The organism is Variovorax sp. KBS0712, from assembly GCF_006323185.2.
GTDB classification, from domain to species: domain Bacteria; phylum Pseudomonadota; class Gammaproteobacteria; order Burkholderiales; family Burkholderiaceae_C; genus Variovorax; species Variovorax boronicumulans.
On record NZ_VCCD02000002.1, the window covers coordinates 1,218,118 to 1,240,317 of the forward strand.

Sequence of the window (22,200 nt, forward strand, 5' to 3'; positions counted from 1 at the left end):
CCTGCCTCGTTCTTGGGTAGGGATATCGCTGTTCATGATGGTTAGTTTCGGAGCCGACGTTCTAGGTAGTCGGAGAGCAGGGTTAGCGGATAGCAGATGACGAAAAAGACAACGAGGACACCACAATAGATTTCGACCGCATGAGCGTCATTGCTCACGTATGCCAGCCGTTCGATCATTTGTCTCGCCGACCCCAGCAAGTCGGTGACGCCGACGACGGATGTGAGCGCGCTGGCCTGAATCAGCACGGTGAGTTGTCCGATGTACGGAGGGAGGAATCGCCGGAGCGCCTGGGGCATCACTGCAAACACGAGTGCATCGAGCTTGCCCATACCAAGAGCGCGGGCGGCTTCCGTCTGATGGGACGAAATCGACTTGAGCGCACCTCGTGCGGTCTCGGCGATGTTCGCGCCGCCCCAGAGCGCGAGCCCAAGTACCGACGCCGTGATGGGCCCGGTGCTGATGCCGACGTGTGGCAATGCGAAGAAGACAAACAAGAGTGTTATCAGCGAAGGAACACCCCGGAAGACATCGATGTAGATCCGCACGACGAACTTTACCCAAAGCGTCGTGCTCGCGGAGAGCGCTCCGACGGCTACTCCGATGGCTGTCGCGACGAGCGTTGTCAGCAAGGAGACCCAGAGCGTGACGTATAGCCCGCTGAGCATGTGCGATGCGACGGGCCCCATCCATTCCTGGTTCATTTCACGGCTCCCAAGCCGGGCACTGCGACCGCCTTCTCAAGCCTGCGGGAGGCCATCGCAATAACGTTTGAGACGATGAGATAGGCAAGCGCTGCAATGCCGAACACCTGGAACACCTTGAACGTGTCTGCCACCATGCGATTGGCTACGTACGTAAGCTCCTGATAGCCAACTGCGATCATGAAAGACGACGATCGAAACTGGGTGATCGCCATAGTCGTCGCAGCAGGAATTGCTGCACGCGCACCAAGGGGAACGGTAATGTCCAGAAAGGCCCGAGGAGCAGACATTCCGAGCGCTCGAGCAGCGAGCACCTCGTTGGGGTTCACAGCACCAAAGCCTGCTCGGAAGATTTCCGTGTGGTATGCAGCCCCCCAAAGTCCCAGCGCCAGCCACGACGTCTCGAACGGCGAGAGCTTTACTCCAAGGTCCGGCAACGCGAAGTAGAGCATCACGACCTGGACCAAGAGCGGCGTGCACCGGAAGAGATTGGCGTAGCAAGCGATGAGCTGGCTCAGCACCGGAATGGGCGCGTGGCGCGCTGCCCCCATCAGCATGCCCAGCGCCATACCGAGGGTGATGCCGATGCCACTAACAAGCAGCGTCCGGCCTAGCCCGTCGAGCAGAACGAGCAGTTCGTTCGTGAAATTCGGTGTCATATCGGTTCCTCCCGGCGATCCACCCTACGTGGTCGGATGGGCGCTCTTTTTGGATTCCTTACTTCAAGCAGTCGAGCGCGCCGGACTTTGAGTAGTCCATCTTCATGCTCGGTCCGGGAACAATCTGTCGATACTTTGCAGCGAACGCAGGATCCTTCACCTCCGCCGAAAAAGCCTTGTAGAAGGCATCTTCGCCACGCATCTGCTCGAGCACCGCATTAACCCAATCGAGCATCGGCTTGTTGCCCTTCTTGACCCCCACGCCTTGAACTGCGGTCGCGGCCAATGTGCCGACAACCTTGTAGTTCTTCTGCATCTGAGTGAAGTTGAAGCCATACACATCGATGTAGGCGAAGGCATCGGTACGCCCTTGCGTGAGCATGGTGGCGCCTTCTGCTGCGGTCTGGGCTGTCACCAAGTTTGCTTGCGGGTAGCACTTCTGCAGCCAAGTCTGGTACGTGCTGCCAGTCGGCGTCACGACTGTCTTGCCGGCGAGGTCGGCGTAGTCATTGATCTTCGAGTCCTTGGGGACAATGAGCTGAAGATTGCTGGCCCAAATTGGATTGGAGTAATCGAGTTGTTCTGCACGCGCTGGTGTATATGCGAGCGAGGCCAGAATCATGTCGATCTTGCCGGACTGAAGGAATGAAACGCGGTTTCCATCGTTGACGCACTGAGTCTTCAGGCCATCACCGGTGCCGAAGGCGGCTTCACCGATACGCTTCACCAGCGTGTACTCGTACCCGGCAGGTTTGCCGTCGATGCCAACGAAACCAGCGGGCGGGTACGTGCAGTTGATACCGACGGTCAAGAAGCCGGTTGCCTTGACCTCTGGCGGCAGCGGAACGTCCACCTTGGGCGCGGCGGCCATTGCTGCAAGAGGGGCGAAGCTCATGGCGGAGACCAGGGAAGCAATCAGCGATTTCTTCATGACAAGCTTTCAGGACAGACAGGGGGACGTTGAGAAAAGAACAGCGGTATCGAGCTAATGCCTGGTCATGCGAGACAGGAACTGCTTCGTGCGCTCGTGTTGGGGACGGTCGAGCACTTGAGCAGGAGGGCCCTGTTCGACGATGTTTCCGCCGGCGACCAGGACGAGCCGGTCGCCGACCTCCCGAGCGAAGCCCATCTCATGGGTGACAACGAGCATGGTCATGCCGGACTTGGCCAGATCTTTCATCACCGCCAGCACCTCGCCCACGAGCTCCGGGTCGAGCGCGGACGTTGCTTCGTCGAAGAGCATCACGTGCGGCTGCATCATCAGTGCCCGGGCAATGGCAACGCGTTGCTGCTGGCCACCGGAGAGCTGGTCCGGATAGCTGTTCGCCTTGTCGGCAAGACCGACCTTCCGCAGGAATTCGTGCGCGCGCGCTTCCGATCTACCCGTCGACTCCTTGAGCACTCTTCGCGGAGCGAGTGTCAGATTTCGAAGGACGCTGAGATGAGGAAACAAGTGGTAGTGCTGGAACACCATGCCCACGCGCTGACGAATCTGGTTCTCGTTGAGTGAACCTCCTGTAAGGTCCTCTCCCTCGAGAAGGATCTGACCAGAGTTGATTCGCTGCAGCAGGTTCGCGCAGCGAAGTAGCGAACTCTTTCCGCCGCCGCTAGGCCCCACGATCACGACGACTTCCCCTCGGCGAACCGAGAGGTCCACACCCTTCAGTACGGCGTTATTGCCATAGGAGAGATGAATTTTCTTCATCTCCAGAATGGGTTTCTCACCAGCGAGAGCGACGGATGAAGCAAGTGCGTTCATTCTTTTGGAGGTGGGAGATTGACCTGAAGAGGGACTAGGCAGCCGTCGCCGCGCTCTGGAAACGCTTCACGAACGCTTGAAAACGTTCGGTTTTGGGGTTCGCGAACACGTCGTTCGGAGGCCCGTCTTCGATGATGGATCCTTGGTAGAAGAAAAGAAGTCGGTCCGCGACATCGCGTGCAAACTGCATCTCGTGCGTGACGATGATCATCGTCATCCCCTCTGTGCTGAGATCGCGAAGCGTCTTGAGGACCTCATCGACCAGCTCTGGGTCCAGGGCCGATGTCACCTCGTCGAACAGCATCACCTTCGGCCGCATGGCGAGGGCACGGGCGATGGCCACGCGCTGCTGTTGACCGCCGGAGAGCTGAGATGGATAGTGGTTCGCCTTGTCTGCCAGTCCGACCTTGGCCAGCAACGCCTGGGCATGTTCGCGAGCTTCGGCCTTGGACTCCCCATTCACCAGTACCGGCCCCATCATGATGTTCTGGATGGCCGTCTTGTGGGGGAACAGGTTGTAGTTCTGAAAGACCATCCCCGCCTTGGTCCTGAGACGGGCAATCTCAGTCTCGGATTGCTTGATCCTCTTAGAGCCGCCGGCCGAGGAGTTGTAGCCGACAGCCGCACCATCGACAAGGATTTCGCCTGCCTGGAAATCCTCGAGGTAGTTAATACACCGCAAGAGCGTCGACTTGCCGGACCCGCTGGGTCCGATGAGAACGACAACCTCGCCCTCCTTCACTTCGAAGGAGATGCTCTTCAAGACTTGGTTCTCGCCGAAGCTCTTTGAGACGCCTCGAACTTCGATCATGGGCCGGCTAGTCGGCAGGGGCTGTGCATTGTTCATGGTTTCCAGGCAGTTCGTTTTGCGACTACGCCGCCGCGTAGCGCCGCTGCAGATAGGTCGCGCAGAGTGAGATCGGGTAGCAGATACAAAAATAGATAACCATCACGGTGAAGAAAATCTCGAAAGCGGCCAAAGTACGCTCGACGACCTCACGCGATGCATACGTCAGTTCCCAGACGCCCACGATCGAGGCGTACGAAGTGCTCTTCACTGCAATGGACGCAGTGGTTACCAATGGCGGGAGCGCGAGACGCATCCCAAGGGGAAGTTGAATCTGCATGAGGACTTGTCTCCAACGCAGGCCGATAGCCAATCCGGCCTCCACGGTGCTCTTGGGCACGGCAAGAATTGAACCTCTCACGATGTCGGCCACGAAGGCCGCAAAGTAGATGACCAGGGCGATGGTGGCAGCCACGTAGTTCGGCGCGTCAACGCCCAAACGCGGCAGGCCAAAGTAGGCGATGAAGATGAGGACCAGGACGGGAACCCCTCGCACCACATACACATAAACTGTAAGAACCGATCGGACCAGTCGGCCGCTCAGCGCTGCCGCGACGCCCAGGGCGGTACCAACAATGAAGCTGAGGACGACCGTAGCGACCGCCATCTCCAGAGTGACAAGAGCTGCCTTCAGCAGATAGTTGATATTCAGAAATGCGACGTCCATCTGGTTTCCTCAGTTGCGCTTGCGCGAGAAAATCTCGAGCCAATGAAAACCCGCGCTGGCGAGCGTTGTGAGTACGAGATAGAAGGCAGCGATGACGATGAAAACTTCGTATGAGGCGGCTGTCCGCTCCATGACGAGCTTTCCGCTCAGCGTGAGATCCACCACCCCAATGCCTGCGACAAGAGACGTGTCCTTGATCAGCACGACCACTTGGTTCCCGATGGCCGGTACAACCTTGAGCACGGCCTGGGGAAGGACAACTCGGAAGAAAACGCCCGCAGGTCGAAGGCCGATGGCTCGCCCTGCATCCCACTGGGTCCGGGGAACGGCGCTGACTCCGCCTCGAAAGACCTCTGCCAGGTAGGCGGTGTGCTGAACCGCGATGGCAATTGCACCGCAATAAATTCCGTCGAGCCTGGAGCCAAGCAGCGGCGCGCCGTAATAGACGACAAGTATGAGCAGGAACGTTGGCACGTTTCGCAGAAACTCGATCACTGCGTACGTCGGTGCCCAGATGAGAGCATGGTTCGAGAGCCGCATGAGGACCACGCCCATCCCGAAGGCAACGGCAACAGGAAGGCACATGCCCACCAGCGTGAGCGTGACCAGGAATCCGTTGAAGAACTCCGGCAACCATCCCCAAACCATATTCAACCAGCTCATACTTGCTTTCAGCTCCAGGGGTGTCGTCGATTACTTGACGTAGTATTTCGCGTTCATCGGCGCCTTGCCAAACCACTTCTTGTACGCGGCCGAGTAGTCGTTGAACATCGAACCGGCGCGCATCTCGTTGACGTAGGTGTCCAGAGCCAGCCACCACTTGAAGTCGCCTTGCTTCATATAGATGGCGTTGTTGGTGACTGCCGTCATGCGCTCCTCCAGTACACGCACATCTTTGTTCTGCGTGGCGTACCAGAGGGCGACAGGCTCGTCCAGTTGAGCAGCGTCCACACGCCCGCCCTTGACCGCAGTGAACTGAGCCCCGATCGAGTCGAGCGTGGTCGTCTTTGCTTTCGGGAAGAACTGCGCGGCGCGTGCGGCCTGGACGGGTGTCGAAAGGATCGCTGTCGTCACCTTGTCGGTGTTGAGGTCCGCGAACTTCTTGAACTTCGAGTCGGCCTTGACGATGACAACGATCGACGAGTCGATGTATCCGCGGGTGAATGCAACGCGCGCAATGCGGTCGGGAAGAACGGTTGCGACGTGGATCCCGAAGTCCACTTTGCCGCTGTTCACGTTCTCCCAGCGAGCAGCCGAACTCTGCTTGACGAACTCGATGTGCTTGGGGTCGTCGCTGCCGAAGATCCCTTTTGCGATGAGCTTCGCCATGTCGATGTCGAAGCCCGTGAGCTCACCTTTCTCGTCGACAAATCCGAAGGGCGGCGATTCGCTGCTGACACCGACGATGATCTTGCCGCGAGCAAGAACCTCGTCAAGCTTCGACTTCTCTTGAGCCATCGCGGTTGACGCGATGACCATGCCTGCCAGTAGCAGACCGAACGATTTAAGGAGTTGGCGCATTTGGAGTTCCTCGTTGCGTTGTAAAAATGGGGGAGTTCGGTTCAGGGTCAGCTCAGTGCAGGCCGCACGACGGCACGCACCATCTCGGCAAATGCGATATGGGTTTCGAGAGCCAAGCCATCAACATTGGCATCGACGATGTTCTGCACAGAGTTGATGAGTCCGATGTCGACGCCGCGGGTCAGCAATTGGCGCTCCATCTCCGGCGTATGAAGGAGTCGCGCATCCTTGCGCCTGGCGGCCATGGCGCCTGCAATCGCGTTGCAGCCCCAGTTCGAACATGCGGCGGTCACCAGCACGTCGGCGGAAGTGACGGCAGCGATGGTTTCGCCGAACTTCACGTGTGCGTTGACCGCCTCGGTGACAGCCCCCATGCCGATTTCGTTTCCGCCGTCACCCACTGCAACGGTGGGGATACCTTGTCTGATGGCTTCATCGAACAAGATGTCTATGCGCGACCGCCCCATGCCGTAGTCGATTGCCCGCATGCTGTAGTAGACGCCGTCCTTGGCTCGACCAACACGCTCCGTCGAGAAGAACAGGCTCGGCTTGTAATTGGCGAGCAACTCCTTGGCTGCTGCAGGCGCTTCGTCATCTGACGTCGTGAACGGGAGAAGCGAGGCGATCGCCAAAGTCCCATCCTTGGACGCAATCTGCGCCTGGTCGTACGGCAGCACGGTCAACCCCGCGCTGGTCAGTATGGCCTTCATTCCAGGCAATAGCGTGGCCTCTGCAAGCAGGACGCAATGGACACGCTTGGAGATGGCCAGGGCGCGGATGACGGCAGCGGCTCCTGCGGGGCCGTCGTTCTCACCGATTTCGGTGGAGATCCAGGCGCGTGACACCGACCCCGTGGTGACGAAGACCGTCGCGCCGTCCGGCACCGACAAGAGCGCATCGGCCGCGGCGCCGACGAGCGTCGTGCCTTGCCGGGCGCGCGCGGCCTTGTACAGATGTTCGACACCACGGCCGCCGATGTCCATGCTGACCAGCTTGTCGAGCCGCTCGTCGATGGCGGCAAGCGCGCCGCTCACCGCGGTCATTGCGAGGCTCCCACAATGAGTTCGGCAAGCTCTTTGGGCTTGTCGACGTAGCGGGCCACTTCATCGAAGGAGGCCACCATTGCATCGACAACCTTGGACATGCCACCCACACGCTCGATCGCACCGTGGGTCGGCTTGAGACGGACCGATACACGGGCACCGGGCTGGCCATGGGTATTCACCGTCAGGATGCCGTGGTCACGCAGCAGCACCATGCCGAGCGCCGAGGTGATTTCACAGGGAACCAGATCAGTCCCCGATGGGGCCTTGCCGGCGCGGCGAAAGACTTCCTGGAGGGCGAGGTCTTCTTCAATCATCGGACCAAGATCGCTCACGGCGACCAGATCGGTTCCCATGCGGTCTCGCAGTGCCGCCGCGAGCTGCTTGCCGCTTTCCGCTTCGTCCAGAAGATCCTTTGGAGAGAATCGCTGCAATGAGCGAAGAGCGCTCGCTGCGATGGGGGCGCGCGCCTCCATCCCGAACTCGGACGCTTTTGCAGAAATGCGCGTGATCAACAGCGGTCGGCCTACCAACAGCCCTGAGCGTGGCCCCGACAGACCGGCCTTGTCGCAATTGGTGATGGCGACGTCGCCACCGAGGTGAAGACTCTTCGCACCGCCACGCAGGACCGGCCGCATCCGGGCGCCGTATGCCTCGTCGAAGAGAACCGCCGCGCCGCTTGCCTTCGCCACCGCCGCGACATCCATGGAGACGTTGTCGTCCAGATATTCAAGGCTGCTGGTGACGGTGGTCACGACCACCAATGCGGGGGCCTTTTCTTCTATGACCGACGCCCAGTCCTTGTCTCCCTGGACCTCATGCAGGATGACCTGCGCGATGCCGCATCCGCGGATGACCGACGCGTGCGACCGGCCGCCAGGCGGGACCACGGACACCACCGGCTTCCCGTCGGCGAGCGCTGCAATAGTGGCAATGATTCCAGCGCTCGTCCTGTTCACTGGTGCCACCATGTCGCCGGGCTGTCCGCCCATGTGCTCGATGGCGACCTGTCGGAGTTCTTCGGCGTAGAGCCCAGGCCCCACCCATTCTTCACAGTTCGTTGTGAGGTCTTCGACGTTCAGCGGGAACTCGCGTTGGTTGCCTGTGAACACGCCGATCGACATCGCCCCGAGACGGCGGATGCGCTCTGCCGCGACCGACTGACCTTGGCGCAGTCGTCGCGCCTCGTCGACGCTCGATTGAATGATTTTCCCGCGTGCAAAGCCGACGATAGGGTCGAGCGGATTGCCGAGGGAGTCGGTGGGCTTCTTGACTTGCATTTTTTGTCTTGGTTACGCAGTGGCAGCGGTGCGAATGGACATGCGCGCCACGGCACTCAGAAGATTGACAAAGGCGAGGTGGCCGTCGAACGCAATGCCGTCAACGATCATGGCCTGCTTCGAAGTGGCCCCGTCGCGCGCGCCTGCGGCCACAGTCACTGCTATCAGTTCATGTTCTGTATCGGCGTCGTGCAGCAATTCCTCGTCACCGACGAGCACCGCGAGTGCGGTTCCGACGGCGCACGCGCCCCAGTTCGACACTGCGGCACTCACCGTCACATCGGTTGCCACCACGGTGACCACACCGGACTCGTGCCCTGCCAAAGAGCGGCCACGCAGCGGGAGGACGCCCCGGATGGACTCCCGGACCGCGCCGAAGCCCACCTCGTTGCCGCCATCACCGATGCCAATCGTGACAATTCCAGCTTCCGCTGCGTGGTACGCGAGCAGATAGACGTAGCCAACGGCCAGCGGGTCCCGACAGTCACCGCGAACCCCGTGAAATTGCCCTTCGACGTTGGGACCGTCGCGTTCCACAAAGACCACCGCGCTGGGGCGATGGGTTTCGATCAGGGCCCGGGAGCGCGTCTGCCCGCGATTCATCCCGATGGGGAACGACTCGATGGTGATGGGCTGGACATCGCGACCCGGCTTCTCTTCGGCCCAGACAGCGAGCTTGGCGTTCATCAGATCGACTGCGGCCTTGATGGGCGCGATGTGCGCCTCCTCGGTGACGAAGACGACTTTCGCGCGCAGCCCTTTGACCAGGGCGGCTGCGAGTGCTGCAGCCCCGACCGGACCGTCGGTCTCGCCCCATGGGAGCTTCGGGGACACACCTGCGCCTGTAGCGATGAAGACTGTGCTGCCAGGTACAACCTTCTCCTTGAGGGCAGCTGCAGCGGCCATCGAAAGTGGGCCCTCGTGGTGCGCGCGGCAGACCTCGTACATGGGCACGACGATCCCCGGGGGAAGTCCCCCACTGAGGGGGCGAATTTCGAGCGTCATCAGACGGTCGATTCGGTTTCCCGTCTCGACCTGCTGCGACGACAAGCCCTGGGTCCAGTAGTTCGCCGATGTGGAGGTGCTGTTCACGAGGGTCCCCGGGTCAGATACCAAACGTGACGCTCTTGCGGCTGGTGTAGCTCTCCAGCGCACCTTCGATGGAGTACTCGGCACCGATGCCGCTCTGCTTCGCACCACCGTAGGACATGCCAGGAATCTGGCCACCGGCGCGATTCACCTGGATCCAGCCCGCATCAAGCTGTTCGGTGGCACGCATTGCCGCGCCGATGTCGTTCGTGAAGACGTAGGCAGCAAGACCGTAGTGCGTGTCGTTGGCCATGGCGAGAACTTCGCTCTCGTTCTCCCACGCGATGGCCACGAGGACCGGGCCGAACACTTCTTCGCGGGCAATGCGCCAGGTGTTGTCGACACCCGTGAAGATGACGGGTGTCGGAAAGTAGCCCTTGGCATCGCCGGCAGCCGGCGGCAATGCGCCGGTCTCCACTTTCGCGCCGGCATCCATGGCTTCCTTGATGAAGCCGCAGACCGCGTTGTAGCGTTCGGCATTGATGACGGCGCCGATGTCGGAGGTTTCGTCGAGGGCGTCGCCGACCTTCAGTGCATTGACCTTTTCCACCAAGCGTGGCATCACCTTGTCCCAGATGGACTTGTGCAGGAACAGACGCGAGCCAGCGGTACACGATTGGCCCTGACGGGCGAAGCGCATCGCCGCGATGATGTTGTTCACCGTGGTGTCCAGCATTGCGTCGGTACCGGCGTCCGGGTAGACGATGCAGGGGCTCTTGCCGCCGAGTTCCAGGGTCAGATGCCCGATGCGGTCCGCAACGGCGTGCGCGACCTTCTGACCCACTTCGTGAGATCCCGTGAACGACACCTTGGCGACGTCGGCATGAGTGCTCAGCGGGGCACCGGCCTCCAGTCCTTCGCCGGTCACGACGTTGAAGACGCCAGGCGGGAAGATGTCCGCAGCGAGCTCGGCGATGCGGATGACGGCGAGCGGTGCGTCTTCTGCCGGTTTGAGAACCAGCGTGTTGCCCGTTCCGAGCGACATGCCGATCTTGACCGCGGCCAGGACGAGCGGCGAATTCCAGGGGATGATGGCCCCGACCACCCCGAAAGGCTCGCGGGTGGTGTAGCTAAAGAGGCCAGGCCCAAGCGGGAGGGTCTCGCCCTTTTGCTCTGCAATAACGCCGCCGTAATAGCGAAGGACTTCGGCGGTGCTGGCAACCTCCGGCCGGCTCTGGGTGCGCAGCGCATTACCCGTTTCCGCGGCCAGGATCTTGGCGATTTCTTCGGCGTTTGCGGTGATGCGGTTGCCGAACTCGATCAGCATGGCGCCGCGTTCGCGTGCTGCCTTGCGGCGCCATTTCGGGAATGCCGCTTTGGCAGCCGCGACAGCGACATCGATGTCGCGCGAGTCGGCCGCGCCGACGGTGGCGATGGTGTCGAGGCGGCATGGGTTAATGACATCGAGCGTCTTGCCGCCGATGGGCTTGCACCATTCGCCGTTGATGAAGTTGCCGGCGAGACCGGACGTGGGGAGGCTGACAGTGCCGTAGGTGGACTTGGAGATGGTATTCACTTGGATGCTCTTGGCTGGATGGGGGAGGCGCGCTTACGCGGCGGTTTGCAGGCGAACGCCCAGAAGTTCCTCGTAGATTTCGCTGACGCTGGTGGAGTCCTTGCCGCCCATGCCCTTGGCACGAGCGGCGTTGTAGGTCTGCTTGACCAGCTGACCCAGGGGCATCGGGTAGTTGGAGAACTCATCGAGGCACAGGCCCAGGTCCTTGTTCATCAGGTCGATGGCGAAGAATGCCGGGCGCTCTGCGGTGAACAACGTCTTCTGGAACCAGTCGAGCATCTTGCTGCCGGCCATGCCTGCACTCATCACGTCGCACAGCACTTCCAGGTTGCCGCCAGCTTTGACGCTGGCTGCAAGAACTTCGCCCAGCGCGACGGTGTTGATTGCCACCACAAGGTTGTGGCTCAGCTTCGTGAGCTGGCCGGCACCGATGGCGCCGCAGTGGACGATGCGTCCGGCCAGGTTGTTCAGCAGCGGCGTGACGCGTTCGAGGACAGCGGCATCGCCACCGACCATCACGACCAGCTTTCCATTCGTTGCACCTGCAACGCCACCGCTGACGGGCGCATCGAGAAAGTCGACACCTTTCTTGGCTGCCTCGGCAGCCAGAGCCTTGGTAGTTTCAGGGTCGACGGTGCTGAAATCGATCAGGACCGCACCCTTGTCCAGCGATGCGAGCACACCGTCGGCGCCTGTGATTGCCGACTTGAGGATGGCGGGCGTAGGCAAGCTGAACAGAACTGCATCAGCCCCCTCAGCGGCTGACTTGGGATTTGCGGCCGCGGCCGCCCCCTTGGATACCAATTCGTCGACAGCGCTGCGGTTCGGGTCAAACACCGTGACCTTGAAACCCGCCGAAACCAGGCGCGCAGCCATTTGCGCGCCCATCTTGCCGATACCGATAAATGCAACGTTCTTCATTCCTAAGCGCTCCTGTTTGGATGCGATGGACTGTAGGGAGAGCGTGGCGTGTGGATAAGACCACCAATGCTTACGGGAATCGTTAGAATTTCTTTCCTATTGTGGTCCTCCAAGTTGGTGCGTGTATAGAGGCATCAAAATTGCGTGCGTAGGCCCCCTTGCGTCATTTCATTGGGGAATACCCTGATGCCAAGAGCTCGAGGGATATTGCTGCGAGAGTGGAGGCGTTAGCTTTTCTGTCGTTCAGATGCTCAACCTGTCTCGCCTTCACCTTCTCAGCGAACTTGCCGTTCTAGGGACCATCGCCAAGGTGGCGGAGGCTGTGAACCTCACACGTCCCGCTGTCTCGCAGCAACTGGCCATCCTGGAACAGGAGACGGGCACGGTGCTGTTTGAGCGCTCAGGCCGAGGTGTTCAACTGACGCTGGCGGGTGAAAGCCTGGTTGCAAGGGCCGGAAAAGTGCTGGATCTGGTGAGCGAGATCGAATCGGACCTCGCGTCGGCCAAGGGCTCCGTGGCGGGCGAAGTCCGGATATCGGCGTTCGGCTCGGTTGCGACGACCTTTATCCCGGCGGTGTTCGAATCGTTGATACGCGAATACCCCCAGCTTGACCTTCGTTTCGAGGAACTCGAGCCCGGCGAGAGCCTGAAGGCTGCCGCTGCGAAACAAGTCGACCTAGCACTGGTCGATGACTCCATCAGTGCCGAGGCCCTCTCGAGCATGCTGTACTTCCGCCCCGTCTACGAGGATCATTTCGCCGCAGTGATGGCCGCGAGTCATCGACTCGCGGGAGCTTCTTCGGTCGGCGTGACTGACCTCAAGGCCGAGAACTGGGCCATCAACAGAAATGCGCAGACATATAAGACGCAAATCGTGAATGCCTGTCATGAAGCCGGGTTCGCCCCGCGCGTAGTTGCAAGTTGCCGAAACATGGCTGCGACGCTGGCGATGGTGCGCACTGGCTATGTCATCACCGTCTTGCCGGCGCTGGCGCTGAGGGCGGTGGTCGCAGACAGCGCATTCCGCGTCATTCCCCTACAGCCACTGATGGCACGACGAATCTTCGTTGCAATGGCCCAAGGGACCTTTCGCCGGCCAGCCATCGCCGCCGTACTGAGAGCTCTGGACGGAGTGATTCCAAGCTTCGCGGACGGCTTTGGCACTCTCAGTGTGATGAGCTAAAAGTTCATTGACCTATTCTTGAGCATCGCGGCCTCTCCTGTACCGTACGTACTCAACGAGGCTGCAATGAGCGGAAGACCTAAAGCGATGCTGGTTTTGACGTACACCGAACGCGAAGAACTCTAGTCTTACTGTGTCACAAGAGTAGTTTTGCACTTGCCCTTCCGCAGCAGGGGCACTGGCCGAGACGAGCGATCAGCTGATAGCTCAGTCGATGGCGCAGTGTCGTGATCGACGTCCGTACATGGCGCTGCGCGCGCAGGACTTCCGCGGGGGATGTAATCCACAGGAAGGACAGGCACCTGGCGTTTGATGTTTTTTTTACCGCCGACAGACTTGTCAGCGACGAGGCGTTCGCCCGCGGTGGCTTGCTAACCTGTCTAGCCTAACCATGATCGGGGGCTACTCCCGCGGGAGTATGTAACGACGCCGTTCAGCATAGTAAAAAACGTCAATTGCGCGGCCTTTTGGAGTTGTTTCTTGCCTAAATCAATAATAAAAAATCTACGCATCAATCTGTACGATGCATTCGCACACGAGCTGCACGGAGGCAACGTGGCCGGGGTCGTCTACGGTGAGGCCCCTCTTGCTGCCGAGCTGATGCAGCGCCTGGCCGCAGAACTGGCCGCGCCGACCACCGGCTTCGTCTCGCGCGAGCCGAATGATTGACCGATGTGACCGAGTTCAAGGTGAACCACCAGAAGCTGTACCTATCGCCGGTGATGGACCTGTACAACCGCGAGATCGTGTCGTACGAGATTGCGGAGCGTCCGCTGCCGATCATGATCAAGAACATGCTCACCAAGGCATTCAAGCGGCTCGACTCAGGCCAGCAACCGATCCTGCATTCGGACCAAAGATGGCAGTACCGCATGCCCGCGTACCGCCAACGCCTGCATCAAAGCAGGGTCGTTCAGAGCATGTCGCGGAAGGGCAATTGCTATGACAACGCAGCCATGGAGAGCTTCTTCGGAACGCTGAAGTGCGAGATGTTCCATCTCAACAAGTTCGACACGACCGAGGCGTTGAAAGACGCCCTTCACGACTACATTCGCTACTACAACGTGGATCGCATCAAGCTCGGGCTCGGAGGCCTGAGCCCAGTGGCGCACAGGATGCAGGCCGCCGCGGCGCCCGCATGAGACCACAACTGTCCAAGGTTCGGGGGTCGGTCCAATACTTGGTGGACACCATCGTCATAGACACAAGGCGGCAACTCAAGACGGGATCACCGCGCACTTACGTTAATTGACCGCATACGGCGCCTCGCCAACCTGCCGGGACCATCGAGATCGATGTCGGCGGTGTGCGGGTGGGGCCGCGCACCGAGCTGGAGATCCAGCAGACGTTGCGGCGCGAGGTGCAACAAGAGCGGTGGACGAACCTAGATCGAACCTTGAAGCGTGAGGCTGGTGACGATGGCCGGGTGCAGATCGAGCGCTTCAACGAATTACGGCTGCAACGCCAGCGCCTGCTGTTGATCGGCCGCCTGCAGCGTTTGCAGCGCCTAGGTCTGGCCGATGAGGTGCACCTGGGCCGTTCACGCCGATGCCGAGAAGACCTTGCGCACCCTGGGCGAGCGTGGCGACATCATCCGCACCATGCAGCGGGCCATGAGTGGTGACCTGCGCGTGCATCGCCGCCAGGACGTCGGGATGCCCATGCCCAAGACATGACACCGCGGCACCGCCGGATGCATCGATGTAGCGCCGGCCTTAATTGCCGAAGATCTCAATGCCGCGGGCAGCGAGCGCCGTCGGCGGGAGGCTGCGCAAAGAACGGTGAATGATTTTTCTCAAGTTGGTCCTACCTGATATCAAAGTACGAGTTCAAAATGGTTCCTGCCGCACCGCCAGCCCGTAGAGCGTCGCGACCTGTCGTCTGCCGTCAGCCGCTTATGCGACCCGACATGTCCCATCCCATGAGGGGTCTGCTGCGCCGTCGAGGCGTCCATCCGCGCGTTCTCCGACAACCTGGACGATTCCAAGGTGGCTCTCGTGCCCAAGAGCATGGACTTCCACGCGCGACCAATGAGAGCGCAGTGCCTCGATGACCTCGTGGCCTGCATCTGCGTGTACCCTTGGACAGCCATCCTTGAAATTGACGCGCGGCGCTCGCAAGGCTTCGGGCAACCCCAGCCCTCGGTCCACAACGTTGACGATGGTTTGGGCGACGGCACCGGGAATCCGTTCGCTTCCGGCTCCACCAAGGGACAGAAGCACGCGACCTCCACGAGAAACGATGGTCGGCGTCATTTCCGTCACATCGCGGGCACCTGGCACCGGGTCGGAGCCCATGCGGTAGCTCTTTGCAGGAAACAGACCGAAGGAGGTGTCAGTGCTGCGAAGGCCGAAGTGAGGTCCGATCGACATGGTCAAAGCGACAGCCATGCCGCTCGCATCCAGTGCCGACAAGTGCGTGGTGTCCTGGTCCTCGCGTAGCGCTTGAGTCGGGAGTTCGGACGCAACGCGGGCATGCGGGACACTCCCATTGATCAGGCTTTGCGAAATTGCATCCCCCCTCTTGGCAACGAAGTGCGGGTCGATGAGCGCTTCAAAGGGCAGTCCGTCGGGCTTAGGTTCGAGCGATCCCAGTCGTTGTGGGCGGTCTTCGAAACAGGTTTCGATGATTGCAGCCAAAGTGCATGCTTCACGGCCGGTAAGCGCAGGGCCGAATTTTGGGAGGCGATCGAGGATCGCCAGCATCTCCAGCAGCGTGTGCCCCCAGCCTTGGCGGCCAATGGTCGTGACTTGGCAGTCGCGGAATTGGCAATGCAGGATTTCACCTTCCCGTGCATCGGCAGCTTCCAAGTCCTCAATCCGCCAATGCCCACCGCGGGCACGAATGCCATCGACGAGCCGGTTCGCGGTCGCACCTGACATGATGGCGGGGGCGCCACCTTCACCGTAGGCCCGCAACAGGCCCGCAAGCTTCTCGTGCCGGAACAGCGCTGGCGGGCTTCCCCCATCCAAATACGGACCCGCTCCCGCTTCCACCAGTTCCGACGCACGAAGCGCCCAAACGGCGGCAAGGTGGGGAGGTGCAGAGGATCCTTCGTCCGCGAGCCGAGCCGCCGGCGCGACGACCTCCGCCAAAGGCAATCGGCCATGATCGTGATGGAGCTTGCAGAGGGCGTGCGGCAAGCCAGGAATGCCCGCCCACCGCAGAGGCCCTGAGCCTAGATCGCGCGGCAACGAGGCAGGAATCGAACTTGCCCCGTCAATCGCAAAGAAGCCACCTTGTTCGGTTCGAACAACAATGTGGCAGCGACCGAGCAGGCTTGCGTTTGCAGGATCTGCAACGCAGAGCGTCAGGGCAGCCGCCACCGCTGCATCGGTGGCATTGCCTCCCGCCCTGAAGATCGCTTCACCGGCCGCTGTTGCCGCCGGTGAACCCGTAGCAATGACGCCGCCTCTCGAATCTGTTTGACCACGCGCAGACATGTTTCTGCCTCCTAATTTTGTCGAGCTGTCCGGGGGTCGAAGACGTCGCGTAAGCCATCCCCCAGGAAATTGAAACCGAGGACGGTTACGAAGATCGCCAATCCGGAGTAGATCGCTATAGAGGGCGCAATTTCCATCACCGTCGTAGCTTCCTGCAGCATCCGTCCCCAGGAGGGGGCAGGTGGCGGCAAGCCGAGACCCAGGAAGCTGAGCGCAGCCTCACCCAGCACGGCTCCAGGGAAGACGAGCGTCGTCTGAATCAGGATCGGCCCAGAGCAGTTTGGAAGGATGTCCTGGACCAGAATCTTCACGGGCCGTTTCCCCAGAGCTCGGGCGGCGAGCACGTAGTCCTCTTCCTTGCGCTGCAGCACTGTCGCGCGAACGACCCGGGCAAATCGAGGGATACCAACGATCGTCAGCGCAAGAACGATGGCCCAGAGGCTGTCGCCAAGCGCGGCCACCAGAGCAAGGGCGAGCAGAAGACCGGGAAACGCGAGCAATGCGTCCATGGCACGCATTAGGGACGCGTCGGTGGCGCCGCCGGCGTAGCCTGCAGTGCCGCCCAGAGCGACACCGAGAACCAGCGAACAGAGCGTGACGAGCAATCCCACCTGCAAGGAAATCCCGGCGCCGTAGACCAGGCGAGTCAGCAGATCTCTGCCGAACTGGTCTGTCCCCAACCAGTGGCCATTGCCTGGCGCACCAAGCGCATTGTCAATGTCCATGCCGTTCGGGTCCCAAGGCAGAACCAAGGGAAGGACGAGCGCGGCCGCAACCACGAGCAGGACCAATGCGACACCTATGAAGGCCAGCCGGTTACGCAGGATGCGCAGCCCAAGCGCCTTTGTTTCCGAGGAGAGCATATTCAAAAGTCCCTTTAGCGGTTCAACCAGGTTTTTGCAAGACCACCGTCGGCAATTGACAGGTCACCGTCTGCGTTGGTGTTGAAGTCCTTCAATTCCTCGCGCCACGCGAGTGTTCGCGGTTCGAAAAACAGCATGAGGCTGGGCACGTCGCGCCCGATGATGTCGAAGACTTGCTGATACGACTCCTTGCGCTTCAGGGGATCAGACTCGACTCGGGCGGCATTAAGCAATTCGGTAACCTTGGGGTTTTCGTATCCGCCTGCCAAGTAGTTCGCAGGTCCCGCCTTGAGGTAGAACCGGCTGAAGCGGAAATCGGGGTCGTTGTAGCCGCTGGCCGCGGAAATCGCGAACTGGAAGTTGTAGGCTTTCATGCGCTGGTTCAGCGCCACCCAATCGGAAACTCGGATCGTCGCCTGGAAGCCGACTGCATTCAACTGGCTCTGGATCACCTGAGCATCGCGTCGGTACTCCGGTTTGCACTCGATCGTGATGGGAGGCCCGTTCTTGAATCCTGCTTCCGCCAGAAGTGCCTTGGCTTTCGCGGGGTTGCTCTTCACTGGATCACCCTCCAGTCGCCAGAACGATCCCTTTTCCCAGTTCTGGTTGTCGACTCGCCCAAATCCGGATGTCAGAGCCTGAACGAGCATGTTGCGGTCGATTGCCAGATTGGCGGCCTGCCGAACCCGTGGGTCATTGAAAGGCGGCTTCGTCGTGTTCATGATCGCCGTGTGCCAGACCGCGCTGGGGGCAACGAGAAGTTCGAATCCACGGGATTTGTTGGGCGCAAGGGCCGGCAGCAACTGATTGGGCACAGACGTGATCAGGTCGACCGCACCGGTGCGCAGCGCGGTCATCCGCGCGGCGTCATCGGGCACCGGCAGAAAAGTCAATGAGTCGATATACGGCTCGCCCTTGCGCCAGTAGCCTTCGAATTTCTTCATCGTGACGCGCTCTTTACTGCCTTCCGTCAGCGCAAAGGGGCCCGTGCCGATCAGATGCGTGATCGTCCCATCGGGATTGAGGGTTTCCTTTGGAATGATCGCGGCCCACACGCCTGAAAGCGTCGTCAGGAACGGAGCGAATGATTCCTTGAGATGCACCGTGACCGTGTTCGCGTCCACCACCTCGATCTTGTCGATCACGGACAGTTCACCACGACGGCGTGAGCCGGTCTTCGGGTCAAGCATTCGGTCGAGGCTGAATTTCACGTCACCGGCGGTCATAACACGACCGTTGTGAAACTTCACGCCCTGGCGGAGTTTGAAGGTATAGACGCGCTTGTCTTTCGACACCGTCCAGGATTGCGCCAGCCAAGGGACAAAATCGCCCTTGAGATCGCGGTTCAGCAAGCCTTCGGCGATCTGGCCGAGAATCCAGCCCGTACTGTCACCCTGGATAACCGCTGGATCGAATCCGTTGGTCAGTGAACTTGTCTCTAGACCTACCTTCAGGGTGCCCCCATTCTTAGGCGCCCCTGGCGATTGCGCTGATGCTGCGGCAGCAACCAGGGCCAGCGAGGCAGCGAGGTGCTTGAGTTTCATGGTTATGTTTCCTGGGCGTTCAATGGAGTTTCACGCGTGGATCGAGGAGTCGGTACGACAGGTCGACCAGCAAGTTCACGAGCATGCAGACCGTGGCCATAACGAGCACGATCCCTTGGATCATGGGGTAGTCGCGTTCCGCAACGGCGCTCACCGCAAGCTTGCCGAGACCCGGCCATGCGAAGATCGTTTCAGCGATGACGGCGCCTTCAAGCAGACCGCTGAACTGAATGCCGATCAACGTGACGGTTGGAATCATCGCGTTCTTCAACACATGCAATCCGATCACCATGTTTTCTGGTGCGCCTTTTGCGCGGGCCGTCCGGACATAGTCGCGCCCCAGCTGCTCAATGACCTCGGCGCGTACCAGACGGGTTATGTTCGCCGCCATGGCGGTTCCTAGTACGAGCGTCGGCAAGATGAGGTGACGCAACGCATCCAATGGTTGAGAAAATGGCGCATACCCCATCGATGGCAGGAGACCCAGGTACTGGGCAAAGACTAGGATCAACAGGATCGCGAACCAGAAACTGGGTACCGAGATGCCGATCAAGGCGCTTCCCATAGCGAGAAAGTCAACGGCGGTGTTTCGGAACAGTGCCGCCGTTATGCCAAGCGGTATCGCGATCAGAACTGCGAGCAATGCAGAAGAAAAGGCGAGTGTCAACGTCGCGGGAAAGCGCTCGGCGATCATTTCCAGCACGGGGCGCTTTGTCGATATCGATGTCCCGAAGTCACCTGAAACGACGTTGCCGATCCAGGTGATGTACTGTGCAGGTAGCGAGCGGTCAAGGCCATACTTAGCTCTCATCTGGGCCTCGACCACGGGATCGCTGTTCCCTTCGCCCATCAGCACCTCGATGGGGTCGCCCGGCACGAGGTGCACCAGCAGAAATACGAGCATGGAAAGCAACACCAAGACCGGAACCAGTTGCAGTACCCGGCGCAAAATGAACTTCAACATAGACTGGACTCCTTGCTTTGCGTCCAGACTGGGCCGCGGTCAACGTCATTGAGCCGGATACATGCAACTTCTCGGCCATCGCCCTGCGTGCTCAGTCGTGGCACGACCTGGGAACAGGCGTCGGCGGCATAGAGGCAGCGGGTGCGAAATGCACAACCCGCCGGAGGGTACAGGGGGCTCGGCAACTCACCACGCAAAGGCACGTGCTGATGACGTCGAGTTGGATCCGGAACAGGGACAGCCGACATCAGGGCACGCGTGTAAGGGTGCGCTGGATCCGTGAACAACTTTTCGGTCGGCCCGATTTCGACGATGCGTCCCAGATACATCACTGCCACGCGGTCGCAAAACGCACGCACCACCGAGAGGTTGTGGCTGATGAAAAGAAAGCTCAACCCAAAGTCGGCTCGCAATTGCGAAAGAAGGTTGAGGATTTGCGCCTGAACCGATACATCGAGCGCAGAAACGGCTTCGTCCGCGACCAACAACCGCGGCTGCGGCGCCAATGCCCTAGCAATACAGATGCGTTGGCGTTGTCCACCTGAAAATTCGTGAGGATAGCGAGCGTAGTCTTCCGCTCGCAAACCCACGCGCTCAAGAAGTTCTCCTACGCGCGCGCGTATGTTGCCGCCGTCCAGGCCATCTGCGATGCTCGAGCCAACGCTCCTTCGCGGGTTCAGGGCCCCGAATGGATCCTGAAGAACAATCTGCATCTGCTTTCGCAGCTCGCGCATGTCTCTGGCGCTTGCGCTGCCCAGATCGCTTCCGTCAAAGCGCACGTGGCCAGAGGTCGGCGTATAGAGCTGAAGGATGCTTCGGGCAAGCGTGGACTTTCCACACCCCGACTCGCCGACGATACCGAGCGTTTCCCCGCTCGCAAGTGTGAAGGAAACGTTTTCGACCGCGTGGAGCCATCGCGTCGGGCGTCCGAGAGCATTTGTTTCGATGGGAAAGCGCTGCGTGAGACTCTCGACTTGAAGGATTTCGCTTTGTGTTGATACGTCAAGCATGGAGCCAGCACCTCACGGAGTCGGTGCCGATCCGCACCAAGGGTGGAGTTTCGCTGCAGCGGTCGTGGACCTGGTCGCAACGATCACGGAACGGGCAGCCCGCTGGGACATGCCGCATCGAAGGCGCACTGCCCGACATCGAAGGCAGGGGCTCGTCAGTGCGCGGAACGTCGACCCGTGGAACCGATCTGAGGAGCCCTTGTGTGTACGGGTGCCTTGGATGGGCAAAGAGTTGAGCCGTCGGTGCCTCCTCGACAATTCTTCCGGCGTACATCACCGCGATTCGGTCTGCCGTTTCGGCCACGACACCGATGTCATGCGTGATCAAGACGACCGCCGTCCCCAGATCACGCTGCAAGTCCGCGATCAAGTCGAGTATTTGAGCCTGCACCGTAACGTCCAGGGCCGTTGTGGGTTCATCGGCGACTAGCACCGCCGGATTGCAGGACAGCGCCATGGCGATCATGACGCGCTGTCGCATACCGCCCGACAGTTCGTGGGGGTATTGCCTCAGCCTGCGCTCAGCATCCGAAATGCCGACCTTGGATAGCATGAGAACTGCATGCTGCGTTGCTTCGCGCCGACCTAAGCTCGTGTGCAGCCGTATCGCTTCCGTCAGCTGGTACCCCACCGTCAGCACAGGGTTCAGCGAGGTCATCGGCTCCTGGAAAATCATCGCGATGCGATGCCCGCGGATCTTCGACAACGCCGCACGCCCCAGGGCGGCAATGCTTTGTCCGTCGAGTCGTATGTCACCTGCCGTGACTGGTGCCATCCCCAACAGCGAAAGAGCGAGCGTGGATTTTCCGGAGCCGGACTCACCCACGATGGCAAATGTCTCGCCAGGCTCGAGATCGAAAGAAACCTCGACGACCGCCTGGATCTGTCCATCCTCGAGGTCATAGCGCACCGACAGATCGCGCACGCTGAGGACGGGGACCGATGGGTCGATGCGTGACGCGTCCTCGCCTGTGGGCATCACAGGTTTCCCTGCTGCTGAGCTGCCTAAGTCGACGCCTGACGCAAGTGCGGTTGAGCGATTCATTTCACACGTGAACATTGGATTTACGGGCCATGTTGTCTCTTCGTTACGGCGAGCATCAAGACTCGCTCACCATTTAACTTAATCCTAGCGCAAAAGAAGCGAATGATTCATTGGTGGAAACCATGAAACAAATGAACCGAGA

Annotated in this window: 21 protein-coding genes and 3 pseudogenes; 4 read left to right on the forward strand and 20 right to left on the reverse strand. The window is 60.3% G+C overall.

The window, feature by feature from the left end; all coding sequences use genetic code 11:
- Positions 1-41: 41 nt before the first annotated feature.
- The 13 genes from FFI97_RS22625 to FFI97_RS22685 all read right to left on the reverse strand — a co-directional run bounded on the left by FFI97_RS22625 (position 42) and on the right by FFI97_RS22685 (position 12,033).
- Positions 42-704 carry an amino acid ABC transporter permease gene (locus FFI97_RS22625; protein WP_139701220.1) on the reverse strand — a complete coding sequence of 221 codons (663 nt, stop codon included), beginning with the start codon at positions 702-704 and terminating at the stop codon, positions 42-44.
- Positions 701-1,363, reverse strand: a complete 663-nt coding sequence (locus FFI97_RS22630; RefSeq protein WP_139701219.1) for an amino acid ABC transporter permease — start codon at positions 1,361-1,363, stop codon at positions 701-703. Before FFI97_RS22630 ends, FFI97_RS22625 begins: the two co-directional genes overlap by 4 nt.
- 58 nt (positions 1,364-1,421) lie before the next feature.
- Positions 1,422-2,294, reverse strand: a complete 873-nt coding sequence (locus tag FFI97_RS22635) for a transporter substrate-binding domain-containing protein (RefSeq protein WP_139701218.1) — start codon at positions 2,292-2,294, stop codon at positions 1,422-1,424.
- 54 nt (positions 2,295-2,348) lie between these two features.
- The gene (locus FFI97_RS22640; RefSeq protein WP_139701217.1) at positions 2,349-3,122 is read right to left on the reverse strand and encodes an amino acid ABC transporter ATP-binding protein; all 774 of its coding nucleotides are present in this window, start codon (positions 3,120-3,122) and stop codon (positions 2,349-2,351) included.
- A 34-nt stretch (positions 3,123-3,156) separates the two neighbouring features.
- A complete protein-coding gene (locus FFI97_RS22645) occupies positions 3,157-3,933 on the reverse strand; it encodes an amino acid ABC transporter ATP-binding protein (RefSeq protein WP_139701389.1) in 777 nt (258 codons plus the stop codon).
- Positions 3,934-3,994: 61 nt separating this feature from the next.
- Positions 3,995-4,636, reverse strand: a complete 642-nt coding sequence (locus FFI97_RS22650; protein ID WP_139701216.1) for an amino acid ABC transporter permease — start codon at positions 4,634-4,636, stop codon at positions 3,995-3,997.
- Positions 4,637-4,645: 9 nt separating this feature from the next.
- Entirely contained in the window at positions 4,646-5,299 is a 654-nt protein-coding gene (locus tag FFI97_RS22655) for an amino acid ABC transporter permease (protein WP_139701215.1), read from the reverse strand.
- Between the two features lie 30 nt (positions 5,300-5,329).
- The gene (locus FFI97_RS22660; RefSeq protein WP_139701214.1) at positions 5,330-6,157 is read right to left on the reverse strand and encodes a transporter substrate-binding domain-containing protein; all 828 of its coding nucleotides are present in this window, start codon (positions 6,155-6,157) and stop codon (positions 5,330-5,332) included.
- Positions 6,158-6,204: 47 nt separating this feature from the next.
- Positions 6,205-7,200: a glutamate cyclase domain-containing protein gene (locus FFI97_RS22665; protein WP_139701213.1), complete on the reverse strand. Its 996-nt coding sequence runs from the start codon at positions 7,198-7,200 to the stop codon at positions 6,205-6,207.
- Positions 7,197-8,480 (reverse strand): selenocysteine synthase, encoded by a 1,284-nt coding sequence (locus tag FFI97_RS22670; RefSeq protein ID WP_139701212.1) that lies wholly within the window; start codon positions 8,478-8,480, stop codon positions 7,197-7,199. The genes FFI97_RS22665 and FFI97_RS22670 overlap by 4 nt, the downstream gene beginning before the upstream one ends.
- 12 nt (positions 8,481-8,492) lie before the next feature.
- Entirely contained in the window at positions 8,493-9,572 is a 1,080-nt protein-coding gene (locus FFI97_RS22675; RefSeq protein ID WP_139701211.1) for a glutamate cyclase domain-containing protein, read from the reverse strand.
- 13 nt (positions 9,573-9,585) lie between these two features.
- Positions 9,586-11,085 (reverse strand): aldehyde dehydrogenase family protein, encoded by a 1,500-nt coding sequence (locus FFI97_RS22680; protein ID WP_221937710.1) that lies wholly within the window; start codon positions 11,083-11,085, stop codon positions 9,586-9,588.
- A gap of 33 nt (positions 11,086-11,118) precedes the next feature.
- The gene (locus tag FFI97_RS22685; RefSeq protein ID WP_260685160.1) at positions 11,119-12,033 is read right to left on the reverse strand and encodes an NAD(P)-dependent oxidoreductase; all 915 of its coding nucleotides are present in this window, start codon (positions 12,031-12,033) and stop codon (positions 11,119-11,121) included.
- A gap of 220 nt (positions 12,034-12,253) precedes the next feature.
- On the opposite strand from FFI97_RS22685, the gene FFI97_RS22690 reads away from it, so the two are divergent.
- Entirely contained in the window at positions 12,254-13,189 is a 936-nt protein-coding gene (locus tag FFI97_RS22690) for a LysR family transcriptional regulator (protein WP_139701208.1), read from the forward strand.
- Between the two features lie 128 nt (positions 13,190-13,317).
- Here the strand turns inward: FFI97_RS22690 and FFI97_RS34075 are convergent.
- Positions 13,318-13,539 (reverse strand): annotated as a pseudogene (locus FFI97_RS34075) (IS701 family transposase); the annotation flags it as partial.
- Between the two features lie 130 nt (positions 13,540-13,669).
- Between FFI97_RS34075 and FFI97_RS34450 the strand changes: the two are divergent.
- The 3 genes and pseudogenes from FFI97_RS34450 to FFI97_RS22705 form a co-directional block, all read left to right on the forward strand.
- The gene (locus tag FFI97_RS34450; protein WP_144004512.1) at positions 13,670-13,858 is read left to right on the forward strand and encodes a PhzF family phenazine biosynthesis protein; all 189 of its coding nucleotides are present in this window, start codon (positions 13,670-13,672) and stop codon (positions 13,856-13,858) included.
- Positions 13,855-14,331: pseudogene (locus tag FFI97_RS22700) on the forward strand (IS3 family transposase); the annotation flags it as partial. The gene FFI97_RS34450 and the pseudogene FFI97_RS22700, both read left to right, overlap by 4 nt.
- 170 nt (positions 14,332-14,501) lie before the next feature.
- Positions 14,502-14,820 (forward strand): annotated as a pseudogene (locus tag FFI97_RS22705) (DUF3363 domain-containing protein); the annotation flags it as partial.
- A 264-nt stretch (positions 14,821-15,084) separates the two neighbouring features.
- Here the strand turns inward: FFI97_RS22705 and FFI97_RS22715 are convergent.
- Genes FFI97_RS22715 through FFI97_RS22740 form a run of 6 tightly spaced genes read right to left on the reverse strand, consistent with a single transcriptional unit; the run spans position 15,085 to position 21,992 of the window.
- Complete coding sequence (locus tag FFI97_RS22715) at positions 15,085-16,632, reverse strand: gamma-glutamyltransferase (protein ID WP_139701205.1); 1,548 nt, start codon at positions 16,630-16,632, stop codon at positions 15,085-15,087.
- A gap of 11 nt (positions 16,633-16,643) precedes the next feature.
- Positions 16,644-17,495 carry an ABC transporter permease gene (locus FFI97_RS22720; RefSeq protein WP_139701204.1) on the reverse strand — a complete coding sequence of 284 codons (852 nt, stop codon included), beginning with the start codon at positions 17,493-17,495 and terminating at the stop codon, positions 16,644-16,646.
- 14 nt (positions 17,496-17,509) lie between these two features.
- Complete coding sequence (locus FFI97_RS22725; protein ID WP_139701203.1) at positions 17,510-19,039, reverse strand: ABC transporter substrate-binding protein; 1,530 nt, start codon at positions 19,037-19,039, stop codon at positions 17,510-17,512.
- A gap of 19 nt (positions 19,040-19,058) precedes the next feature.
- The gene (locus tag FFI97_RS22730; RefSeq protein WP_139701202.1) at positions 19,059-20,003 is read right to left on the reverse strand and encodes an ABC transporter permease; all 945 of its coding nucleotides are present in this window, start codon (positions 20,001-20,003) and stop codon (positions 19,059-19,061) included.
- A complete protein-coding gene (locus tag FFI97_RS22735; RefSeq protein ID WP_139701201.1) occupies positions 19,997-21,013 on the reverse strand; it encodes an ABC transporter ATP-binding protein in 1,017 nt (338 codons plus the stop codon). Before FFI97_RS22735 ends, FFI97_RS22730 begins: the two co-directional genes overlap by 7 nt.
- On the reverse strand, positions 21,006-21,992 hold the full coding sequence (locus FFI97_RS22740) for an ABC transporter ATP-binding protein (RefSeq protein ID WP_139701200.1): 987 nt from the start codon (positions 21,990-21,992) through the stop codon (positions 21,006-21,008). The genes FFI97_RS22735 and FFI97_RS22740 overlap by 8 nt, the downstream gene beginning before the upstream one ends.
- Between the last annotated feature and the right edge of the window lie 208 nt (positions 21,993-22,200).